General features: G+C 56.3%; 15 protein-coding genes and 1 pseudogene. 8 read left to right on the top strand and 8 right to left on the bottom strand.

Features of this window, described 5'->3' with window-relative positions:
- Positions 1-134 precede the first annotated feature (134 nt).
- The 3 genes from A11S_RS01045 to A11S_RS01035 all read left to right on the top strand — a co-directional run bounded on the left by A11S_RS01045 (position 135) and on the right by A11S_RS01035 (position 7,962).
- A complete protein-coding gene (locus A11S_RS01045; protein ID WP_015466616.1) occupies positions 135-2,849 on the top strand; it encodes an ankyrin repeat domain-containing protein in 2,715 nt (904 codons plus the stop codon).
- A gap of 2 nt (positions 2,850-2,851) precedes the next feature.
- A complete protein-coding gene (locus A11S_RS01040; protein ID WP_015466615.1) occupies positions 2,852-5,542 on the top strand; it encodes a LysM peptidoglycan-binding domain-containing protein in 2,691 nt (896 codons plus the stop codon).
- Positions 5,543-5,685: 143 nt separating this feature from the next.
- Positions 5,686-7,962, top strand: a complete 2,277-nt coding sequence (locus A11S_RS01035) for a S8/S53 family peptidase (RefSeq protein ID WP_015466614.1) — start codon at positions 5,686-5,688, stop codon at positions 7,960-7,962.
- Positions 7,963-8,001: 39 nt separating this feature from the next.
- On the opposite strand, the gene A11S_RS01030 is transcribed toward A11S_RS01035, so the two are convergent.
- The 3 genes from A11S_RS01030 to A11S_RS01020 form a co-directional block, all read right to left on the bottom strand.
- Entirely contained in the window at positions 8,002-9,102 is a 1,101-nt protein-coding gene (locus tag A11S_RS01030; protein WP_015466613.1) for a cytochrome b/b6 domain-containing protein, read from the bottom strand.
- A gap of 31 nt (positions 9,103-9,133) precedes the next feature.
- Entirely contained in the window at positions 9,134-9,742 is a 609-nt protein-coding gene (locus A11S_RS01025; RefSeq protein ID WP_015466612.1) for a YceI family protein, read from the bottom strand.
- 289 nt (positions 9,743-10,031) lie between these two features.
- The gene (locus tag A11S_RS01020) at positions 10,032-10,232 is read right to left on the bottom strand and encodes a hypothetical protein (protein ID WP_015466611.1); all 201 of its coding nucleotides are present in this window, start codon (positions 10,230-10,232) and stop codon (positions 10,032-10,034) included.
- A 66-nt stretch (positions 10,233-10,298) separates the two neighbouring features.
- Between A11S_RS01020 and A11S_RS01015 the strand changes: the two genes are divergently transcribed.
- On the top strand, positions 10,299-11,141 hold the full coding sequence (locus A11S_RS01015; RefSeq protein WP_015466610.1) for an undecaprenyl-diphosphate phosphatase: 843 nt from the start codon (positions 10,299-10,301) through the stop codon (positions 11,139-11,141).
- 53 nt (positions 11,142-11,194) lie between these two features.
- Positions 11,195-11,944 (top strand): annotated as a pseudogene (locus A11S_RS12175) (HAD family hydrolase); the annotation flags it as partial.
- A 220-nt stretch (positions 11,945-12,164) separates the two neighbouring features.
- Here the strand turns inward: A11S_RS12175 and rsmD are convergent.
- Positions 12,165-12,770 (bottom strand): 16S rRNA (guanine(966)-N(2))-methyltransferase RsmD, encoded by a 606-nt coding sequence (gene rsmD / locus A11S_RS11750; RefSeq protein ID WP_081604737.1) that lies wholly within the window; start codon positions 12,768-12,770, stop codon positions 12,165-12,167.
- Positions 12,771-12,913: 143 nt separating this feature from the next.
- Between rsmD and A11S_RS01005 the strand changes: the two genes are divergently transcribed.
- On the top strand, positions 12,914-15,055 hold the full coding sequence (locus tag A11S_RS01005; RefSeq protein ID WP_015466608.1) for a PcfJ domain-containing protein: 2,142 nt from the start codon (positions 12,914-12,916) through the stop codon (positions 15,053-15,055).
- A gap of 47 nt (positions 15,056-15,102) precedes the next feature.
- Here the strand turns inward: A11S_RS01005 and A11S_RS01000 are convergent, their stop codons facing one another.
- Positions 15,103-16,068: a pseudouridine synthase gene (locus A11S_RS01000; RefSeq protein ID WP_015466607.1), complete on the bottom strand. Its 966-nt coding sequence runs from the start codon at positions 16,066-16,068 to the stop codon at positions 15,103-15,105.
- 137 nt (positions 16,069-16,205) lie between these two features.
- Between A11S_RS01000 and A11S_RS00995 the strand changes: the two genes are divergently transcribed.
- Positions 16,206-16,673: a nucleoside deaminase gene (locus tag A11S_RS00995; RefSeq protein WP_015466606.1), complete on the top strand. Its 468-nt coding sequence runs from the start codon at positions 16,206-16,208 to the stop codon at positions 16,671-16,673.
- Positions 16,674-16,691: 18 nt separating this feature from the next.
- Here A11S_RS00995 and A11S_RS00990 read toward each other — a convergent pair whose 3' ends face one another.
- Complete coding sequence (locus A11S_RS00990; RefSeq protein ID WP_235067894.1) at positions 16,692-18,218, bottom strand: vWA domain-containing protein; 1,527 nt, start codon at positions 18,216-18,218, stop codon at positions 16,692-16,694.
- Positions 18,219-18,355: 137 nt separating this feature from the next.
- Between A11S_RS00990 and A11S_RS00985 the strand changes: the two genes are divergently transcribed.
- Positions 18,356-19,405, top strand: coding sequence for a prepilin-type N-terminal cleavage/methylation domain-containing protein (locus tag A11S_RS00985; protein WP_015466604.1), 1,050 nt, complete (start codon positions 18,356-18,358; stop codon positions 19,403-19,405).
- Between the two features lie 5 nt (positions 19,406-19,410).
- Here A11S_RS00985 and mbfA read toward each other — a convergent pair whose 3' ends face one another.
- The gene (gene mbfA, locus A11S_RS00980) at positions 19,411-20,367 is read right to left on the bottom strand and encodes an iron exporter MbfA (RefSeq protein WP_015466603.1); all 957 of its coding nucleotides are present in this window, start codon (positions 20,365-20,367) and stop codon (positions 19,411-19,413) included.
- 111 nt (positions 20,368-20,478) lie between these two features.
- Entirely contained in the window at positions 20,479-21,810 is a 1,332-nt protein-coding gene (locus A11S_RS00975; protein WP_081604736.1) for an EAL domain-containing protein, read from the bottom strand.
- Between the last annotated feature and the right edge of the window lie 25 nt (positions 21,811-21,835).

The raw sequence follows: 21,835 nt of genomic DNA, 5'->3' as shown, positions 1-21,835 counted from the left end.
CGATTGTTTTCATAACAAACGCCCCATGCAACCCAGCCATTCCAAAATCCGGTTTTACCTTTTGCATTCCCCGGCAATCCGCCCTAGTGTTTTCGATTACAAAAATAAAAAAGTAAAAACAGGGATTATTTAAAATGGCTACCGTTCAAAAACGGGCGCGGCTTCTGGCCGCCGCTGGGCTGGGATTCGCAACATTACTGGGCGCTTTTAACGCCGCCGCCATCTCGCCCATCAACGATAATCTGGACCGTCCGCAAACGCCGGACCCGGCTTCCCTGCCCGTTTCGCCCCCGCCGCTGAGCGTTGTGATTGATCCGCTGTACCATTTGAATAACGACCTTGTCGCCGAAATGCGCGCCCTGGGCCGCTTGATCGAGGAACGGTCGGGCAGCATCACCAATTACAACCCCGCCACGGACGATTACATCCGCATCAATATCGACACGATCAAATCCCTGTTGGATCGCGGCGCCAACCCGAATTTTCGCATTGAAAAAGGCATGCGCGTGGGCAAGACCAGCGTATCCAGCCCTTTGTTCGCAGCGATCCAGCTCTCCGCGATGATGATGACCACGGAGATTCTGGACCATGTGCTGAGCAAAAATCCGGATCTGCAGGCGATTGATGCCGATGGGTGGAGCGTGATGGATTACGCCGTCAGCAATTTGCAGGACGCCCAGCTTGTGTCCCGCGAAAAAGTCGAAGCCGCCTTGCGAATCGTCCAAACATTGGAAGCCCGCGGCCTGACCCTGAACGACACACGCGAGCGGCTCAAAGGCGTCGCGCAGCGCGATTACGCAGCGACCGCCAAAAACCTGTTCGGGTTGAGCGTGCTGCGCGATCACGGGCTGGTGCCTGATGATGTCTATAGAAAAATTATAACCGGGTCCGATGCGGCTCGCGATGCCCTGTTAAACGCGGACACCATCACCCCCGCTTTGTTACAGGAATATGGGGCCCAGACGCCGGATTTCACGGATTCACGCCCCGGCGGGCCCTTCCGCGTTACGATCACGGCGGATGACACGCTGGACACGATCGTGACACGCTTCGCCTCGGTCATGGGGGCGATTGATCTGGATCATGCCCGCACCTTGATTACACAGGCCAATGACACCCCGCTGTCCGCCGGGCATACGGTCAATATTCCCCTGCCCCCCGGTCGCGAAATCGGCACCATCAGCGTTTACAGCACAGGGGCCACCTTTAAGTTACTGGCCGAGGGCAATGCCACGCATTATTACCGCCCCGGCGCATCCATCAAGACCATTGCGGCGGAGCTGGCCGCGATGAACAACCTGCCCATCGACACCAAGCTGGAATCCGGGCAAAAGATTCTGTTCCCATATACGAACGACAGCCACACGCACGTCAAACTGATCCAGCCGGACCCAAGCGCCGCGCGCAATCCGGTCGATTTATTCGTGATTGAGGGCAACCCCCTACCCATCAAGGTCGAAGACGCGCACCACCGCGATACCTACAGAATCGCTGCGGGCACGACCTATGGCCTGAATCCGGCAGCGGACATGAATCGCATTCACACGATTGAAACCCTGCCCATCGATTACCCAAGCGCACAAATTCCGGATGCCTTGCGCGCGTTGTTCAGCGCCAATACGCGCAACGATGCCGCCGATTCACCCAACAACCGCATGGTTTTCACCCATTCCATGGGCACCGCAATCAAGGAAAACGCAGCCAATGACGCGCGACAGGCCCGCACCGCGAATGACCGCAATGTCGAATCCATTGCCATGATGCTGGACCCGCTGAACCAGTCAAAACCCATTATTTTCAACGCCGCGGGCAATTACTGGTACAGCTATGGGGCTGGGCGGTATATGCAGGGATATACCCTGACCCATTCACCGCGTGCCGTATTGATCGGGGCCAGCGCGATCGCAAAAACAAAAAACACGGCCCCCGGCGTTAAAATGCACGTCATGACCCATTACAGTTCGTACGGGGCCGATGTATGCGCGCGCGTACCGAATTTCCGTGGGGAAATTATGACGGGCACGTCGTTTTCCACCCCGTCCACCGCCGCCCAATATCGCCAGTTCGCCGAATGGTATGGCGACCGCTTAAGCTTTGAAGAAATCATGGCCGCCGGATTGATGAGCGCGGACCGTGATGTTCTGGATGTTGAAAATATCGGAAAATACACAGCGTCATTGCCGCCGACCCTGGCCACATTGAACAGCGTACCCGCACTTTATACCACCAATGGCGGCGGATTGCCGCGCCATGAACGCTGCGGCGCGGGTGTGCTGGAGCCGCAATCATGGCACCAAGCCCTGCAAAAAACATTGTCGTTAAAGGCACAATTTAACCTGACCGCCAACATGGTATCGCACCAGCGTGTCACGATCAAAAATGCGTTCACCACATCCGATGCAAACGGCGTGTCTGAATACATATACCGCATCCCGGTCCCGACGGATATGACACTGGGCAAGCTGACATTCCTGTTACCGCAGTTCCAGAACGCGCACAGCGACGTGGTCGTGCGCACCCCGGCCGGGTTTGAAATGCTGTTGCCCCGGACATACACGGATGTTTTATCCACCTTCGCCTTTGCCTATGAAGATGTGAAGGTCGGGGATGTGTTTGAACTGCGCACTACGCAACCGCTGGCCCCGCAGGCGGGAATCGTCTTTAACGGCCACGCCCCGGGCAATTCCATCGCCGCATTGCGTGATTATCTGCGTGGAAACGGGACCCTGCCGGCGCCGTTAAAAACCATGCAGATGAACACCGTCACGGGCGACGCCCAACCTGTCAATATTCACAAGGCCCTGCCCGAAACGCCGGGTGCCAAACCAGCCTTTCCAGGTGGATTTTAAAAATGAACCGTAGCCATATTCGCAAAATCGTTGCCTCCGCCAGCCTGAGCGCGCTGGCCCTCACCCTGTCTTTCAACAGCGTCGCCCATCCGGCGATAGAAGAAGCCGATGCGACAGCCAAAACGCAAAGCTTGGCCACACAATCGGACGCCGCCCAGAAACAGTTCAAATTAAATTACGACCTGGCCCGCGAAGTTGGGATTTTGGGGCAGTTTTTGCTGACGCAGAAAAATGCCAACCCATCATACAACCCCAAAAACGATCTGCATGTCCGGGGCAATATCGCCCTGATCAAAAAACTGATGAACGATGGCGGCGACATCAATCACAACAGCTACGGCTCCCTGATGATCGGCGAAGAGGCCTACTCCACCGCATTCAGCGCCATGTTTCAGGTGTCGCGCCTGTTGGAATCAACGGAGTTGTTTGATTTCATGATGGAGCGCGGAGCTGACATCAAATCACAGGATGTCGGCGGACGCAGCCCGATGGACCATGCCGTCAAAGCCGTGATTGACGCGCAGGATCAATCACGATCCGACCTGCGCCTGAGCTTGAAAATGATGAAACGGTTGCTGGATCGCGGGCTGAGCCTGAGCGATGCGGAAGAGACCATAAAAATTCAGGCCGGCACCCGCATGACCGACATCATTCACAATCTGGCCAGTGCCGAGGAGTTCTGGCGCGCCGGGCTGATTGACTACGCCACATATTATCGCCTGCATTACAGCACCCCGTCCGCGACCCATGCCGCGCGCACCGCCACCACCATCACGATGGATTTGCTGCATGATAACGGGGCCAAGGTGCTGGATTTTTCTGTCGTCCTGCCACTCAAACCGTTTGCATATACGGTTCAGCCCGGCGACACGCTGGACACACTGGCCGAACGTTTTGCCCCCATCATGGGCGCACGCGATACGGCGGACAGCCGCACCGCCATCATCGCGCAGAATACGGGTAAACTGCCCGTATTCACGGGCCAAACCCTGCACATTCCCGTGGCGGTTGGACAGGAAATCCATACAAAACCTGCACAGGATTTTGTGTTCATCAGCGACAAGGACACCACGACCAGTTTTGAAAAAATCGCCAAGAGTGTGGGCCGCGAATATGTCCGCCCGGATGCCGAGACGGCCATCATTGCGGCCGATCTGGCCCGCATCAACGGCATGGATGTCAACGCCGCCATACCCCGCGACCGGCCGATTATCGTGCCCTATCTGTATGACAGCCACACCCATCTGGCCCCGGTCGTCCCCGGCCCCACGGCGGGGAATAAGCCGGTTGACCTGATCGTCGTTGAACGCCCTGCCGGTGATACAGGGGACCACCATACCGATACGTTCCGCACCGCCACGGGCACGGCCTTTGCCATCAATCCAGAGGTGGATTTCACACGGTTTCACGCCGTCGAAGAATCCATCATGTTTTATCCGGGCGGGGAAACATCCAACATCCTGCGCGCATTGTTTAACAACGCCGCCGCTCCGTTGATGGATAGTGTCGTGTTCACCCACTCCATGGGCATGACCCGATCGGAAAAATTGGGCGACCAGAAACGTGTCCACCACACGACGGACACGCTGCTCTACCGCACGACAGATACGGTGATCAAACGCCTCGACGCGTCAAAACCCATCGTGTTTCAAGCCGCGGGCAATGATTGGTATAGCGGCGGCGGGCGGTATATGCAGGGCTATTCCACCACCCATTCCCCGCGGGCGGTGATTGTCGGATCCAGCGGCATGTACAAAACCAAGGAGTCCAAAGATCAACCCGTCCACGTGATCAGCACGTACAGCAGCTTTGGCGGCGACATTTGCGCGAAGCAGCCCAACCGCCGGGGCGAACAGCTTAGCGGTACATCGTTTTCAACACCGGAAACCGCCGCATTGTATCGGCAAATGGCGTCCTGGTACGGTGACCAGTTGAATTTCGAAGAAATCATGGCCGCCGCCATGATGACGGCCAGCCGCGACGTGCGCGATTTCGAAAATGTCGGATCGTTCCAAAGCCTGTTTGGATCGCCAGCGGAGGTCACATTGCAGTCCGCCCCGGCCGAATTCGTCACCAATGGCGGGGGTTTGCCCCACCATGAACGATGCGGCCCCGGCATTCTGGACGTTCCGGCGTGGCACGACGCCATTCAAAAGATGCTGGCGTTAAAGGCTGAAAAAGGCCTGAGCGCGGCGCCTATCACCCATACCGCGATGGCGGAACCCGCCCGCATCACGGTCGGCCATGCCAAAAAACCAGAATATGTGTATCAGGTCCGCGTGCCTGAAGACATGACACTGGGCAAGCTGACATTCAAATTCCCGCACCCTCTGGGCACGCATGGCGATATCGCCGTACGCACCCCGGCGGGCTTTGATCTGTGGATGCCAAAATCATTCAGCGAAATCGTATCCACTTTCGCCTTTGCGTATGAAGATGTGAAAGCCGGGGATGTGTTCACCATCCGCACCACGCAACCTTTGGCCCCGGGGGCTGGCATCATCCTGCGCGGACAAGCGACAGGAAACAGCATCGCCGCCCTGCGCGACGCGTTACAGGCGGCGGGCACGTTACCTAAACCACTGAAAACAATCGCCGGCGGCAAAGAATCCGATTTCATGTACCCCGTCGACCTGCAACGGCCCCAGCCCATCGCCCCGACACCGATTTACCCGTCACGGTTCGAACGATAATAAAAAGCCCGGCCATCCGGGCTTTTTATTATCCTAACAATTTGAAAATAAACGATTTATAATTTTTGCATTTTCCAGAAGATTTGCGATAAAGTGCGCCCCCATAACAACACGCTTTATAGTCGCAATTCTGGAGTTTACTGATGGCGTCTGCTCAAAAACTGCGTTCCGCGCTGGCCGCTGCCGGCCTGACCCTGCTGGGTTTCAGCACCCACTTCAATGACGTTGCCGCACAGACGACAGCCGAACCGACGGCGAAGATTGCGAAAAACAACAAAAACGCCATCCGTACCCCACAGGATAAGACCCTGCACGATTCTCTTCTGGCCGCCTATGATGCAGTCATAAGAGAAACGTCTTACTATGCGCGAGACAAAGAAGGCCCAGATTCAAAAACCCTGATCGCGACGGCGCACACCGCGCTGGATCAAGGGGCAAACCCGAATATCGTCATTCAGGAAGACGACACATCTTATGGCACGCTGGAAATCACCCTGCTGATGATTGAAAGGGGCCTTGAAAAAGAAACCGGTTTCGCACTGATGAGAAAACTGGCCGCGAAAGGTGCGGATAAACAATATCAGGATGAATACGGCATCACGGTCATGGACCGTGCCTTTGCGACATTTGCGAAACAATCACATTTAAGCGTCAGCGAGACCAAAGAAGCATTAAAGGTGATCCGCTTCCTCTACGATATCGGCATGAGCGAAGAGGATGCGATCGGTCACAGGGAGAAAGTCGTCCCATTCCCGGGCCCGTCCCACTATGCATACAACAAGGACATGCTTAATCTTTTGAAAGAGTATGGCCTTATTGATGATCGACATTACGAAAGAATCACAACGGGAAGCCCGCAAGCGCGTCAAATCGTGCAGGACAATAATCATTTGACGCATGAAATGTTAAAAAATAACGGGGCCACCTTGCGCACCATGCCCACGGTCAAGGCCGCAAAGAAATCCGACCTCCCCCGTCTGGCAACACCCCAAAATCATGCGAACCGTGAAATTGATTTGGTGGCCATCGAAAGCCAGAACAACAATGACAAAGGTGCGCATTTCAACATCGTTTTCAAAACGGCCCTGCAAACGGCAATGGCGATCAACCCTGATGTCGATACAAAAAATTTCCACGGCGTAAACGAAACGATCATTCGACAGATTAACGCGAACAACAGCGACATCATCACGGCATTGCTCAACAATAATGGCGCGCGTATTGCCGACAACGTCGTCTTCAGCTCATCCGAAGGACCCGCATCAACGAACGTCGAGGACGCGCAAGATTTGATCGTGAATCGGGACGAAAACCACCCTGACTTTACAACAGTAAAAAACACGCTGAACGATTTACAAAAAAACAACGTCATCATTTTTAAAGCCAGCGGAAATGACTGGTTTAACGGGGGCGGGCGCCTTGCCGAAGGCTCGTATTACAACCACAGCCCGCGCGCCGTTGTGGTTGGGGCCAGCGCGGATTTTCCCAGCAAAAACAATAAAAAACCGCACCCCGCTATGGCGCATTACAGCAACCCCGCCGCTGATATCTGTAGCCGGGTACCAACTTTTGACGGCGCCATAACACACGGCACATCGACAGCCACCCCGGCCCTGGCCGCAACATACCGCCAAATGGCCGAATGGTATGGCGACGCATTGTCTTTCGAAGAAATCATGGCCGCCGGATTGATGAGCGCCGACCGCGACATTATGGACTTTAAAAGCCCCGGCGTATTCAAAGATGATGAAAACCATGCGTTCGCCCAAAATCCGGCAAATTTTGAAACCGAATCCGCCCGCTACACCAGCAATGGCGGCGGCTTACCCTGGCACGAACGCTGTGGCGCGGGTGTTATCAATCCAGCCAAATGGAACAACGCCCTTCAGAAAATGATTGAATTGAAACACCGCGACGGACTGGAAACCGAAAACACCATCGCCAAATTCGTAACGCCCAGCGGTCATGAAGAGATTTTGGATAATAAAAAAACCATCAAGGTTTATAAATTTGTCGTTCCCGAGGACATGACGCTGGGGCGCATGACGCTCGTCGTCCCCGGGGGGTCGTTCTTCAACCGCACGCCCATCGTTCATACACCGGCGGGCTTTCAATTTCGTATGCCGATGAGCGTGTCTGAAATCTTTTCGACATACGCCCTGGCTTATGAAGATGTGAAACGTGGCGATATCATCACAATTCATACCGCCGAAGAACTGTATGAGGGCGCTGGCATTTACGTCCGGGGCCAAAAACCTGGAAACAGCATCGCCGCCCTGCGCGATCATTTACGCGCTGCGGGTGCGTTGCCCGAACCCGCCCGGGCCATGGTCGGCGATGCCGTAACAGGCGCGGCCGAACCCATCAGCGCAAGATCCTATCCCACGGCCCCACCCGAACCACAATTGCGCAGAGAATAAGCCACAAAAAACCCGGCCAATCGCCGGGTTTTTATTATCTCACTTTGTCGCAACGATATGGATTGTAACCTTTACATCCGTGCCGACATCCTTGGGGTTGGACCATTGTCCGGCCCCGACGCCGTAATCAATGCGGTTGATGGTAACCGACCCATTCGCCGTGGCCGTTCCGTTTTCGTCAATCACCAATGTAAACGGCAATTGCACCGGTACGGTTTTATCGCGAATGGTCAACGTGCCATGGGCGATAAAGCTGTTCGGATCGGTCCCGGCTTCGAATTTATCCGTGACAAATTTGGCTTGCGGGTAGGTTTTGGAATCAAACCATTCCGCCCCCTGCACCGACCCGTCACGATCCTTGCTGGCGCTGTCGAAACTGGCGATATCAATCGTAATATCAGCCTTGGACGCCGCCAGATGATCGGCATCGAAATGAATCACGCCATCGAAGCTTTTAAACCCACCTTTAAACGGTGCACCCATTTGCGTGCCTTCGATCGCGATCGTGCTTTGATCCTTTTGAAGGGTCCAAGCCGTTGCATCAGAAGCGGCGGCAGGCGCGATCATCAGGGCCAGCACCACAGCCACCATCATCGTCACTTGGGGCAACATCCGGCGCAGGGTTGAATCCTTGTCAATGACATGATGCTTGATCGCTCCGGCAAAATGCAGACCAATCAAAACGATCAGCGTATATCCGGCATAGCCGTGAACGGCCCGCGCGATGGACGCGATCTGGTCACTTTCCCCCACCAGGTCAGGCAGGGTGAACCATCCGAAGACATTGACCGAAAACCCCTTGGCCGAGGACATGATCCATCCGGACAACGGCATGGCAAACAACGCCAGATACAAAAGGCCATGGGTCACTTTCGCCAGCACCTTTTCCCACCCCGCATGGGTCGGCAGGCTGTGCGGATGGGTGTTGGTGACACGCCACAAAACGCGCAAAACCACCAGCGCCAGCACCGCAATCCCAAAGGATTTATGCCAGAAGGACAATTTAAACATCAGCGGGCTGGGGTCCAGCGATTCCATGTACAGCCCAACGCCGAGAAGACCGATCACCAGCAGGGCGATAACCCAGTGAAAGCTTTTGGCAACAACGCCGTAATTTTCAGATGTGTTACGCCACTGCATAATGCGCGGTCCTCTCGATTTGGATCAGGAATTATTCGTTGGTCGCCGGTTTGGCCTGCAGGATCGATTCAACTTCGATCCGCACCTCGACATCATCACCCACGGCGGGGATGCCGTAATTGATGCCAAAGTCCGAGCGTTTAAAGCTGGTCGTGGCCGAGAAGCCTGCGCGGCTTTCCGCCGGGTTCATCGGGTGCGGGCCCGCATTGTTAAAGGTGGTTTTCAATACAACCGGCTTGGTCACGCCCTTGATGGTCAAATCGCCCGTAATATCGGCGGTTTTTTCACCCGTCACGGCAATACCCGTGCTTTTGAACGTAATTTCCGGGAATTTTTCGACATCCAGGAAGTCGGCATTCTTCAAATGCTTGTTCCAGGCATCATCGTTGATTTCCAGCGAATCCGATTTGATCACAACATCGACGTTTGATTTGGCCGGGTCGGTGCGATCGAAATGGATCGTCCCGCTATAACCCAGAAATTTCCCGATGGAATTGGAAAAGCCCAAATGGTTCACCGCAAAAACGATTTGCGTGTGCGGCGTTTCCAACGTGTAGGTTTCAACATTATCCGCCGCACGCGCCGCGACAGGAGCAATGAGTAAAGCGGCAGCAGCCAGAATGGATAAAAAACGGGACATAGTGGAACGGTTCCTTCTGTTTGTCAGTGTTTGTTGGTGTGTTTGGCTTCAAAAACAATCATCACGCGAAAGATCAGGGTGTTCAGGTAACACGAAAAGTCTGAATGAAGGATGAACAAATCCTCAACATATCGTCACCACGGCACCACGCTTTTGCGCGCACTTTCAGTCAGTTAGGCGAGGACATGGTGCGGTCAAGGGCGGACGCACAGAATTTTATACCAATCGGTATTTTCATATTGAAAATCAAAGCCCCCATGGGAGAGGGGACAAGTAGAAAGCAGGAACCTTACCCCACAAAATGCGTATAGCACGCCATCGCCACGGCCCCGCCCAGCGCGGCCAGCAGCCAGGTGATGGCCCCGTACAGGCGCAGGGATTTATCCTGCAGCAAATCGTCTTTGCTGCGGTCCTTCAGAATGTAGCGCAGGGCGATCAGACCCAGCACAAAACCGCCAATAAATCCCGCCACACCGATGCCATAGACCATGGGTAAAAATCCATTTATTGTTTTGAATCACAAACCTGACCGCATCACGGAAGGCCGCGCGTTATCATGCCCCTCTACCATATTATCATCCTGGCCATCGTCCAAGGGATCAGCGAATTTTTGCCGATTTCATCATCCGGACATCTGATTTTGACGCATGCGTTATTGCATGAGGGGCCGGGCCAGCCGGATTACTGGGGTGAAACGCTGACGCTGGATATTGCGGTCCATGTCGGCAGTCTGCTGGCCATTCTGCTCTATTTCCGCAAGGATATCTGGCAGGTGGTGCTGGGCGGGTTCGACCTGCTCTCCGCCCATAAAAACGGCCTGAGCCAGCGGGCGAAGCTGTGTTTGTTTTTGATCGCCGGAACCATCCCGGTCGTGATCATCGGGCTGATCCTGCATATCTATGAGCCGGCCTGGGCGCGGTCGCTGCAACTGGCGGCGTGGGGGCTGGTGATTTTCGGTATTTTGCTGGGCGTGGCCGACCTGAAATGTCCGACCACCCGCACGGGGGCCGACCTGACACTGAAGGACGTGATGATCATTGGATTGGCCCAGTGTCTGGCCCTGTTGCCCGGGACCAGCCGGTCGGGCATCACCATGACCGCCGGGCGGTTTCTGGGGCTGAGCCGGGTCGAGGCCGCACGCTTTTCCTTCCTGTTGGGCAGTATCGCCATTGCCGGGGCCGGATTTCTGGCCGCGTTGGGCCTGATCGAAAACCCGCCCAGCAACGGGTTGTGGCTGGATATTGCGGTGGGGGTTGTTGTGTCCTGTCTGGCCGCGTTGGGGGCCATGCATATTCTGATGAAGTGGCTAACCCGTTCCAGCTTCATGGTTTTTGTCTGGTACCGCGTCGGGCTGGGCCTGTTCCTGCTGGTTTTGCTTTACACTGGCATGCTGGGCTGATACATATATCCCTGTCGAGTTATTATAGAAAATAACAGCAGGGTTTATGCTCTATGTCGAAACCGCGTAACGCAAAAGCCAGCCGCCCGGAAAAACATCTGGTCGTCTGGGATCTGGACAACACGCTGACCGATACGATCAAGACGTGGGCCCAATCCACCAGCCGGGCCATGGCCCGCACCGCCGCCCTGTACGGGTTGGACCACACCCATGTCCAGCATGCGTTCCGCAAGACCCCAAGCCAGTTCCGTTTTTACGATTACACCGGCGCCCTGCAATGGATGGGGGCGCAAAACATGCTGCCCAAGGCCACCAATCCGGTCGAGGAAACGCAGCTGAAAGCGACCCAATGGGCCATTCGCGACCATTGGATGAAAGAACAAAAGGACCTGACCGTTTTCTACCCCGAAGCGGTGCAAACCCTGCGCGGTGTCCGCGATAGCGGCGCGCAACAGGTGATTTATTCCGACACCGAAGCCACGTCTTTGATCCTGCGCCTGTGGTTTTTGGCCCAAAACGCCCAAAAAAGCGGCCAAATTGCCGATTTCATGGAAATTCCGGCGCTGTTTGACCATTTTTACTGCCAACCGAGCATCGAATCCGACACGCGCCTGCTCAGCCAAATCGATCCGGGCTTTGTTCAGGCCATTAAGCGCAATATGACGCTGTGGGGCCCGCATCCGGTGACGGGCAAACGTCTGGCGAAACCCAGCCCGAAACATTTACAGCAAATTCTGAAAGATTTTTCGTGCCCGACGAACCGGGCCGTGATGGTCGGCGATTCCGACAAGGATGGGGCCACCGCCCGTCCGCTCAAGGTGGCCTTTGCCTGGCACAAACGCGGGTGCATTGTGGATCGCTACACCGCCGAATCCGCCAGCAAAATGTCAGATCCGGGGTATGTGTACGGAACGCGTGCGATTGAAAAGGCCATGAAGCGGCAGGATGTCCGCCCCAGCATTACGCTCGCCCGTTCGCTGACCACGCTGTTCAGCGCGTTCAACTTCAAGGCCGGCCATGGGTTCAGCCACAATATTGAACAAAGCGAAACAGGGTCAGACCATACGCCCGCTCATCCAAAATACGTACACCTGACAGCGATTGCACCAGTTCATCGGCTGGCACCGTATTTTCAGTCTCAAGGACTGCGATCGCCCCTGGGGCCATCCACCCACCCGCAGCCAGCGAGCCCAGCGCCCTAGGCACCAGACCCTGTCGATACGGCGGGTCGAGGAAGACCAGAGTCGCCGGCGGGACATCCGCCGGACGCGTGCCCGGCTTGGTCGAATCCCGGACATACAGCGACGTACGATCCGTAATTTTCAATGATTCCAGATTGTTACGGCACAGCCCCGCGACAGCGCGATCCTTCTCAAAAAACACGGCGTACGCCGCGCCGCGGGACAGGGCCTCAACCCCCAGTGCCCCGGTTCCGGCAAAACCATCCAGCACGACGGCCCCATCCAGATCAAAATCCGTCCCGGGCATCAGATCATCCAGCCAGCGCGGGGCGTTCAACATATTGAAAATCGCCTGCCGGTTCCGGTCCCCCGTTGGGCGTACATGCGTACCTGTTGGCGCCTGCAGTACACGCCCGCGAAATTCACCGCCGGTGATACGAACGCTCATCGACGGGCAACGGGCGCCAAGCCCATCCCCCGCGTAAGGTGAGCAGAACCGGTGTCATTTTTTTTCATGAAACGAACGTTTAAGTTGGACATCGCTCTCTTTTTTTCATAACGTTTTTCTTTATTCATAAGACGAGGCTCGTTATGTCAGGCACGTTATATCAAAACAAAGCCAATCGCCTATTAAATTCGGCGGCGCGGGACATTGATGATTTTACACAAAAAATCGTCGCCGACATGAGCGAAAACGCCCGGACAGGCGAACTGGTTGACCGGAGCGCCGCCGCCAACACAATCCGCGCCATCCTGCAACAATGGGAAAGCCAGACAATCCCCCAATCGCACCAATCCACAGATGGCAGCGCACTGTTGATCCTGCCCTATAGCGAACTGAAACTCTCCAGACAGAACGGCAACAAGAAAAAAGCCGCCTTGTTTAAAACATCGAGGGTTCGCCTGTTTCTAACAGGCCCGCATGGGGGCTTGTCCGTCTTCAAATTCGGCCTGGACAAAAACAACGGTAAAAAAAGTTACGACGAGGCCATCCATTATTTTTTAAAAATGATGCGTGGTGAGATTTCCCTGCAGGGAACACCACGCTATGGTAAAGAAATCCATGATTATGACCGAACAGAATTTGCCAAAATTTTTACCCTGCCCGACAGTCGGTATCATGGGCAAATCAGCCCCGCATCCTATCTACACAAGGCGTTGCGTGATCTGGCACACAGTTATGGCACATCTATAACGATCCGCCAGAACGAACTGGACGACGTCATCCAGATGGTTGAGCATAAATGGCTCCAATCCGCGCGCTATACCTTACTTTCCATGCTCAATCGCACAGCCCTGCGGGCCGTCCTCCTCAACCGGGAATCCGGCTTGCGGGATTATCAATGGTTAACCAAACAGAACGACCCCGTCATTCAGGATAAACGGATCGGGGCCTATGCCAGCTATCCCGGTCTTATGCGGCTGTTTACAGAGGCGCAGGGCTGGGACGAAACGTTCAATCGGGCCCAACGCCGCAACAGCCAAAACCACGCGACGATCAAGCACCAGATCGAAAACCAAAAAACCCTCACCCGGTCGATTGATAACGGAGCCTCTGCCCCGACGGCCTTGAAAGAGGTTTTTGCAAGCGGGGCCACCGCCCCCGTCCCACCCCGTTACCTGGCCCCGTACCATGGTGCGAACGACCAGGTTTTTGACCGCTATTCTTTGAAAGTTTTAACAGAACGGCTGGCATTTCTTCCGCAGTTCAGCCGCGAACATTATCCCAAAAACGCCCCTGAATGGAGGCGTTTTGACGAACTGTGCGGCAATATTGCGCGCGCCGAGGGTTATACACACATGCCACGGCAGGCTCTGGTGAATTACAGTTTGAAAAACCCGCAGAAAAAAACAGACTGGCAAAATATCAGCGACTTCGTCACCAAGATCCAGAAAGTCATTTTGCTGCCTCTGATCGTCTCCAGAATACAGCAGAGCGGGAATGAAACGGCCACGCGCGAGGCCCAGAGTATTTTTCAGGACAACCAGGTCCGCAGCGCCTTCATGGGCATGTTTACCGTCGCCGATCTGGTCAGCGGATCACGGACCTGGCACGACCGCCTGGACACCGTGAACGCACGATTGCGTTCAATTGCCGTGGCCGACGACCTGGCCTGGCCCGCCTTAATCCCCGCCATGACGGCCCCAAACGGGGTTCAGTGCACGCCCCTGACCACAAAACAGGATTTGGAAACCGAGGGCAGCCGTATGCACCATTGCGTTGGTGGATATGCCCATAACTGTATTGAAAATGGAGCCCATATCCTGCATCTGTCCTTCACCGAACCGAACGGAACACAGCATCATTCCACACTGGATCTGCGTGAAAAGAAGGCGCGCGATGGGGCGATCTCATTGTCCCAGAACCAAAACAAAAAAGAATGGAACAAAGCACCGCATTCCGCCCTGCAAAAAGCCGCAGACTGGCTGATAGACGCCATTAACACAGGAAAAATCAGGGTTCACTGGCAGGATATTGACAAAAAGCGCGCCATTGTTGCGGAAAGCTACAATAAAAACCGCCTGATCAACGAGATCGGGTTTGATCCTACCGATCTGGCGCATTGTGAAGAGGCGTACACCATCATGTCCGCCTTCCTGCCGCAAAAAATGCGGACTTTGCCCTATCAGGATTTCATCAAGCAATGCAAAGCCATGGGCGTCATTCAGCAGAAAGTCCGGCTTTTAGCCACGGCCAGACAGGGAGCGCCAGCCCCCCAATTCCGCCGGTAACCCGCAGCTTCGTACGCATACGGCACACATACATCGCATGATCGGAATTACGGCCGCTTACCTGATCGACCACCGGTGGGTTTTCCGCCGGGACCACCAGCTTTCCCGGCAGGTTTTCGGGTTTTTCGCGGCTTGACCTTGGTGTCTGGCTTGGCCTTGGCCCAGCCTTTGCGGCTGGCGGCGTTCTTGGCCGGGGCCGCGCCCGTATGCGTGCGGGCTGTACGCGGGGCGGCATCAACACCGTCAATGTCCGTATCCGTCTGCGCGGCCCCCGGGTTAAAGTATGTCGGGATCAGCTCGCGCAGGGCGGCCAAGGGAACTTCCTCCACCGCGCCTTCGTTCAGCTTGCCCAGACGGAACGGGCCATACGACACCCGGATCAGGCGCGTCACCTGCAAATCGAGCGCTTCCATCACGCGCCGAATTTCGCGGTTTTTGCCTTCAGTCAGGGTGACGGACAACCAACTATTGGCCTTGGTCTGTGCCTCTTCCAGCGTGGCCTCGATCGCGCCATACCGCACACCATCGACCGTAATGCCGTCCTTTAACCCGATCAGTTTCTTTTCATTCACGGTCCCGTACACACGTACACGATACCGGCGTTTCCATCCGGTGGCCGGTAATTCCAGATGGCGGGACAAGCCCCCATCATTGGTCAGCAACAACAGACCTTCGGTCGTCAAATCCAGCCGCCCGACACTGACCACCCGGGGCATGGCCGGGGGCAGCATATCGAACACCGTGGGGCGGCCCAATTCGTCCCGGGCCGAGGTCACCAGACCGGCAGGTTTATGGTACAGGAACAGGCGGGTGGCCTGCGCCGTGGGCAGGGGTTTGTTATCGACCACCACCTGATCATCCGGCCCGACCAGGCAGGCGGGGGAATCCAGCGTTTTGCCATTCACCCGGACACGGCCCGCGGTGATCCAGCTTTCCGCCTCGCGCCGGGAACACAGGCCCGCCCGCGCCATGACCTTGGCAATCCGTTCGCCGTCTTTTGGGGTGTCGTTCATTATGGTGTTCTCTTTGGCCGATGGGCGTTTTGGTTGTTCGTGGAATTATGTAGCACAAAGGGACCACGCCACAAAGGAACACGAAGCATTCCGTGTCCGTCTTTGTCCCCGCACAGCTTTGTGGTAGAACCCCAGCCATGACCATGAAACCCGACGACCATTATATGCAGGCCGCGCTGGACGAAGCGCGGAAAGCCGCCGCCCGGAACGAAGTCCCGATTGGGGCGGTGCTGGTCGACGTGGAAACCGGCGAGATTGTCGCCCGGGGCGGCAATGCCACCATCGAACGAGCCGACCCCACGGCCCACGCCGAAATCATGGTGATCCGGGACGGGTGTAAAACCGCCGGAGCCCAGCGCATTCCCGCCTGTGATTTGTATGTGACGCTGGAACCCTGCGCCATGTGCGCGGCGGCGATCAGCTTTGCCCGCATCCGCCGCGTGGTTTATGGCGCGCCAGACCCCAAAGGGGGCGGCATCGACCATGGCGGCCAGTTCTTTACCCAACCCACCTGCCACCACCGCCCGGACGTGACCGGCGGGGTTCTGGCCGAACCATGCGGTCAGATTCTCAAGGATTTCTTTGCAGCAAAACGGAAAAAATAAGCCGGCGGTCACGCCCGCTTATTTACAATACAGCTTATCCACCACCGTGGCCGGGGTATAGGGCTTGCAGATCCCGGCGGATTTATACAGGGCGTCCAGCAATTCATCCGGGTTGTTCGACCGGTAATAGGCCCCGCCCGTTTCCTGGGAAATTTTTTGCAGGCTGGGGTTGCCCACCACATCGATCACATCGACCTGAATATTCGGGTGCTTGGCCTTCAACGTGGCCAGCAGGGACATCGGGTCTTCGCCGCCGTTATTTTCCCCGTCGGAAATGATGGTGATTTTATCCGGAAAATCCGGGTTATCGACATAACCATCCGGCTTGTGCGCCTTGATCTGATCCGCCAGGCCCATCATGTGCGACCCCAGCGGCGTACCACCCGATGGGCACATTTTGGACAAATCCCCCTCCAGATCGGCCATCATTTCATCGTCCTTGGGCGGGACATAGACGGACCCGTCGGTCGGGGCCTTGTCGAAAATCCGGTCTTTCCATGTTGAGCTCAAAACCGGATTCACGTCCTTGAGCCATTGTTTATTGGTAAACCCGGTCATAATCGTATCACCGGGGCTTTTGTTCAGCGTGTTGGAATAAAGCCGCGCCGGCATCACGCGGCGCATGGCCCAGTGGGCCACATCCATCCGGGTACAATTCTTCCCAACCTCGGCCGGGCAACCATTGGCCTTGCTGGCCATACTGCCGCTGGTGTCGATCAAAAACGCGGTATCTTTGGGGATTTTCAGGCCCTTATCTTCGCACGCCACAACGGTCTTGCTGGGGCGATAGGCCACACGCGACACAAACGGGTCGGACGGGTTGGATGATTTTTCCATGGTGTTCATAAACACCGCATTGTCGGCAATGTCGCAGTTAATGCCGGATTTCTTGCCCGCATCACAGGCCGCGACGATGGCGCCGTTATCGGTATAGGCCCCGTTATCGTCCCAGCCCATGCTGTAGACCACCTGCACGATATTGTTGGGTTTGGATGTGGCGCTGTTACCCGCCGCATCTTCGATGCGGATTGCGCCTCTGTCCTCGGCCAAGGGCGCGCCGTCTTCGGTGTAAACTTCGGTCACGGCATAGACCAGACGGCGGTTATAGCCGTCCGCCACATATTCATCGGGAATATTCAGCGTGCGCACCGGCACCGCACCAATGCGGATAAAGCCTTTGGTCGCATCTTCGCTGGCCACACGGGTCGTGCCCGCCGGAGCGGTCAGGTCAGTGGCGCAATTATCGGAAATTTCCACGCCAAAATTGGCGGTATCAAACGGGTCGGTCAGACGGGCCGGGCACGGATACCGTCCATGATGGGCCGCAAAACTGGCTAGCGCATCCTGGATATATTCCATCCGCGCCTGAGTGGTTGACGACCCTTTCTGTTCGGACCAGACCTGGTACAAGGACCCGCCGACCGCGACGACACCGCCCAGAATAATCATCAAAAAGGCCATCGCCAGCAGGGAGAACCCCGCCTGCGATTTCCAATGGGCACGATTATCAGATTTGCACGCAGACCGGTTTTCATGACCCTGCATGACCGTATCCCCCATTAACGCCCTCTCAACCAACAATCATATATACTTTTGATTAAACTTGCGTAAAAATTGATCTAAATGCGTAACTTCTGGTTTTTATTCATCAATTTGGTCTTGAGAAGACCGGGGAGATTACGATGGCGCACCACCCGAACATCCGCGAACGCGGTTTTACACTGGTGGAAGTGGCGATTGTCATGCTGATCGGCGGCCTTTTGCTGGCCACGGCATCGACCATGTTGCTCAGCTATCTGAAAAAAACCGAGATCAATACGACGCAGGAACGGCTGGACCAGATTGATGAGGCCCTGCAATTGTTCCTCAGCCTGAATGGCCGCTATCCCTGCCCCGCGCGCCTGAACGACGCGCCGGACACCGCCAATTTCGGCGTGGAAATTTCTGAAAACGGATGCAACACGGTGGCCCCGGCCGCCAATGAAACCATCGCCGCCGGGGGCGGGCGCGGCGGACGGCTGGTCCGCATCGGGGCCGTGCCGGTGCGCACGCTCAATCTGCCGGACGATTTCATCCGCGATGCGTGGGGCGGGCGGTTTACCTATGCCGTGACGGAATCGTTGGCCCACCCCACCACGTATAACCGCGATGAAGGGGCCATTTTCGTCAATGATGCGGCTGGCAACCCGGTTGTCACCTTCCCCGCGGCGGGCACCGCCCATTACGTCATCAACAGCCACGGTGAAAACAATGCCGGGGCCTATAGCGCATCGGGCACGGGGCGCTTTGCCTGCACCGCCGGGGCGCGGGAAACCGAAAACTGCGATGATGATGCAACATTCGTCAGCACCACAATCCGCAGCACGGGCAGCAACGCCAACCTGTACGATGATTTTATCCGCATCCGCGCCACAACGGCGTTGGGCATCGGCATCCCCGACGGGGCCGTGATGGCCTTTGACCTGAGCGCATGTCCGGATGGATGGGTGCCCTTTGCCAATGCCAATGGCCGCATGATTGTCGGGGCCGACGGGGCAACCTATAACCGCGGGAATACCGGCGGAGCGGAAACCGTCACGCTGAGCCTCAGCACCGTCGGGGCCGTGGCCCGCACAACCGATTTATCGACCCTGGGCACCAGTGGCACCACGCTGATGGAAAGCACGGGCGCGGCAACGGCGCACAATAACATGCCGCCTTATCTGGCTTTGCTTTACTGCAAGAAGTCGTAAAACCCTTACGAACTGCCGATCAAAATACCGGTCAGCAGGACCAGCGCCCCGCCCAGCACCACCTGGACGGAGGCCGAATGGAACGGCGTGTCCATGTATTTCCAGCGAATCCACGAAATCGCCCATAATTCGATCACAACCACGACCGCGGCGATAAAGGTCGCCGTCCAGAAATCATGGATCAGGTAAGGCAGCGTGTGGCCCAGGCCGCCCACCGCCGTCATCAATCCGCATACGCCACCGCGCAGCCACGGACTGCCCCGGCCGGTGATTTCACCGTCATCGGACATGGCTTCGGTGATGCCCATACTGATCCCCGCGCCCAGTGACGCGGCCAGACCGACAACGAAAGCACTGTGCGAATCATGCGTGGCAAAGGCCGCCGCGAAAATTGGTGCCAGCGTTGAAATCGAGCCGTCGATCAACCCCGCCAGACCGGGCTGGACCACTTGCAACACAAACATACGATGCGCGGTTTGCGCTTCCTCGTGCTTGATGTCTTCGGGCAGGTTTTTTTCTTCCAGATCGGCGGCGCGGGCTTCGTGGCCCTTTTCGATCAGGGCCAGATCGCCCAGCAATTTGCGGACCTCGACATCCTTCGCCTGTTCCGCCGCCTTGGCGTAGAAGTTGGAGGCCTCGATCTCCATAATTTCGGCCTGACGGCGCATGGTGTCGACGGGCAGGTTTTCCATCAACCAGACCGGGCGGCGTTTCAAAAACCCGCGCACGTCCTGCCGTGTGATGTAGGGAAGCTGGTCGCCGAAACGCTTTTTAAACAGCGTCAGCAGCATGTTTTTATGATCCTGCTCCTCCGCCGCCATTTCATCGAACATCTGCGCGGTCGATGGGAATTCAGTCCGCAGGCGGTTGGCCACGTGCTTGTAGATTTGTGAATCTTCCTCCTCGCTGGAAATGGCCAGCGCAAGGACTTCGTCTTCTTTCAAATCGGCAAGGCGTTTCAACGGATCATCTCCTGATTGGTATTTTAATCAGATAGCATGATAACAACGGATCGCCACAGATCAAGAACACATTGATTAAACTGAATAATTGAGAATTGTTCGCAAAGCGGATCAGATCGGCTTGCGCACCGCGAACCCTTGGGCAAATTCACGGGCCTGGGCGGGCATGAGGGGTTTGGCGAAGAAATAGCCTTGCGCCATTTCACAGCCCAGCGCGTTGATCATCTGGACATCCTGTTCCGTTTCCAACCCTTCGGCCACCACATCCATTTTGAAGTTGTGGGCCAGGCCGACGATGGCGCGGATGATATCAATGCTGCGCGGGGCATCGTGCATCTGGCTGACGAAGGAGCGGTCCACCTTGATCGAATCAATCGGGAAGCGGTGCAGATAGCCCAGCGAAGAATAGCCCGTGCCGAAATCATCCAGCGCGATGGTCACGCCCAACGCGCGCAAGCCCCGCAAAACCTGTTCCGTTTTTTCCGGATCGTCGATCAGCGCACTTTCCGTGATTTCCAATTTGATCCGATGCGGATCAACACCGCTATGGATCAGGGTTTCACGGACCGACTGGATAATATCCAGATTTTCAAAATTGATCCCGGACAAATTGACACTGATAAACAACGGCACATCATCGCCGCCCATGTCGGACAGCAAGTCCGGCATCAATTCACAGGCCTTTTGCAGCATCATATGGTCGATAAACTGCACCAGATTGGTGCGTTCCGCCGCCGGGATAAATTCATCGGGGAACACGAGGCCGCGATCCGGGTGGTTCCACCGCACCAGCGTTTCAAACCCCACCAGACGGCGGCCGGGCAACGACACGATGGGTTGCAGGGCCGGAATAAATTCCCCCTTTTCAATCCCGCGGCGCAATTCCTGTTCCAGCTTTAATTCCTTGATCGCGTTATCGCGCTGGCCCCAAAGTTCGGACAGGCGGGCCGCATCTTCGGGCATTTCGTAATGCGTGGCCCGGTCCAGGGCCTGGGCCACCGCGGACATTTGATCCTGGCGGATGGATTCGGGCAAATTGACCCGTACCGTGCGATACCGTTCAACCAGCAGCGCCACCATCAGCGATAAAATCGGGTCCATTTCACGGACACGATCCCCAAGCGCGCCGCGCGGAATGACAAACAATTCGGCATCCGTCGCCACCACGGCGGCGGCACTGCGCAGGCCGCCATCAATCAGCGCCATTTCGCCAAAGACGTCCCCCGGACCCAGCCGCGCCAGAACGCTTTGCGGCCCCTCTGGGCCCGGGCCCAGAATATCGACCGTGCCCTTTTCAATCAGATAGGCGTTGTCGCGCGGTTCACCCGCGCTGAACAGCAGGCTGCCCGATTTGAAGGATTGCAGCCGCACACCCCGGTTTGCCCGTTTGGCCCTGGGTGTGATTTTGGTCAAGGACTGCAATGTTGGATGCGGTTTGTTCATATCCCTATTGTAAATCAGGATTGGG

This window comes from Micavibrio aeruginosavorus EPB (assembly GCF_000348745.1).
Lineage (GTDB): Bacteria > Pseudomonadota > Alphaproteobacteria > Micavibrionales > Micavibrionaceae > Micavibrio > Micavibrio aeruginosavorus_A.
Note: the sequence above shows the minus strand (reverse complement) of the source record. Positions and strands in the feature narration are given on the sequence as shown.

Excerpts from the sequence above, each read along its gene's own strand:
- A11S_RS01045 (WP_015466616.1), top strand. The coding sequence starts at position 135 with ATGGCTACCGTTCAAAAACGGGCGCGGCTTCTGGCCGCCGCTGGGCTG.
- A11S_RS01035 (WP_015466614.1), top strand. The coding sequence starts at position 5,686 with ATGGCGTCTGCTCAAAAACTGCGTTCCGCGCTGGCCGCTGCCGGCCTG.
- A11S_RS00995 (WP_015466606.1), top strand. The coding sequence starts at position 16,206 with ATGACCATGAAACCCGACGACCATTATATGCAGGCCGCGCTGGACGAA.
- A11S_RS01040 (WP_015466615.1), top strand. The coding sequence starts at position 2,852 with ATGAACCGTAGCCATATTCGCAAAATCGTTGCCTCCGCCAGCCTGAGC.
- A11S_RS01025 (WP_015466612.1), bottom strand. The coding sequence starts at position 9,742 with ATGTCCCGTTTTTTATCCATTCTGGCTGCTGCCGCTTTACTCATTGCT.
- A11S_RS01020 (WP_015466611.1), bottom strand. The coding sequence starts at position 10,232 with ATGGTCTATGGCATCGGTGTGGCGGGATTTATTGGCGGTTTTGTGCTG.
- A11S_RS00985 (WP_015466604.1), top strand. The coding sequence starts at position 18,356 with ATGGCGCACCACCCGAACATCCGCGAACGCGGTTTTACACTGGTGGAA.
- rsmD (WP_081604737.1), bottom strand. The coding sequence starts at position 12,770 with ATGAGCGTTCGTATCACCGGCGGTGAATTTCGCGGGCGTGTACTGCAG.
- A11S_RS01005 (WP_015466608.1), top strand. The coding sequence starts at position 12,914 with ATGTCAGGCACGTTATATCAAAACAAAGCCAATCGCCTATTAAATTCG.
- A11S_RS01030 (WP_015466613.1), bottom strand. The coding sequence starts at position 9,102 with ATGCAGTGGCGTAACACATCTGAAAATTACGGCGTTGTTGCCAAAAGC.
- A11S_RS00990 (WP_235067894.1), bottom strand. The coding sequence starts at position 18,218 with ATGCAGGGTCATGAAAACCGGTCTGCGTGCAAATCTGATAATCGTGCC.
- A11S_RS00975 (WP_081604736.1), bottom strand. The coding sequence starts at position 21,810 with ATGAACAAACCGCATCCAACATTGCAGTCCTTGACCAAAATCACACCC.
- A11S_RS01000 (WP_015466607.1), bottom strand. The coding sequence starts at position 16,068 with ATGAACGACACCCCAAAAGACGGCGAACGGATTGCCAAGGTCATGGCG.
- A11S_RS01015 (WP_015466610.1), top strand. The coding sequence starts at position 10,299 with ATGCCCCTCTACCATATTATCATCCTGGCCATCGTCCAAGGGATCAGC.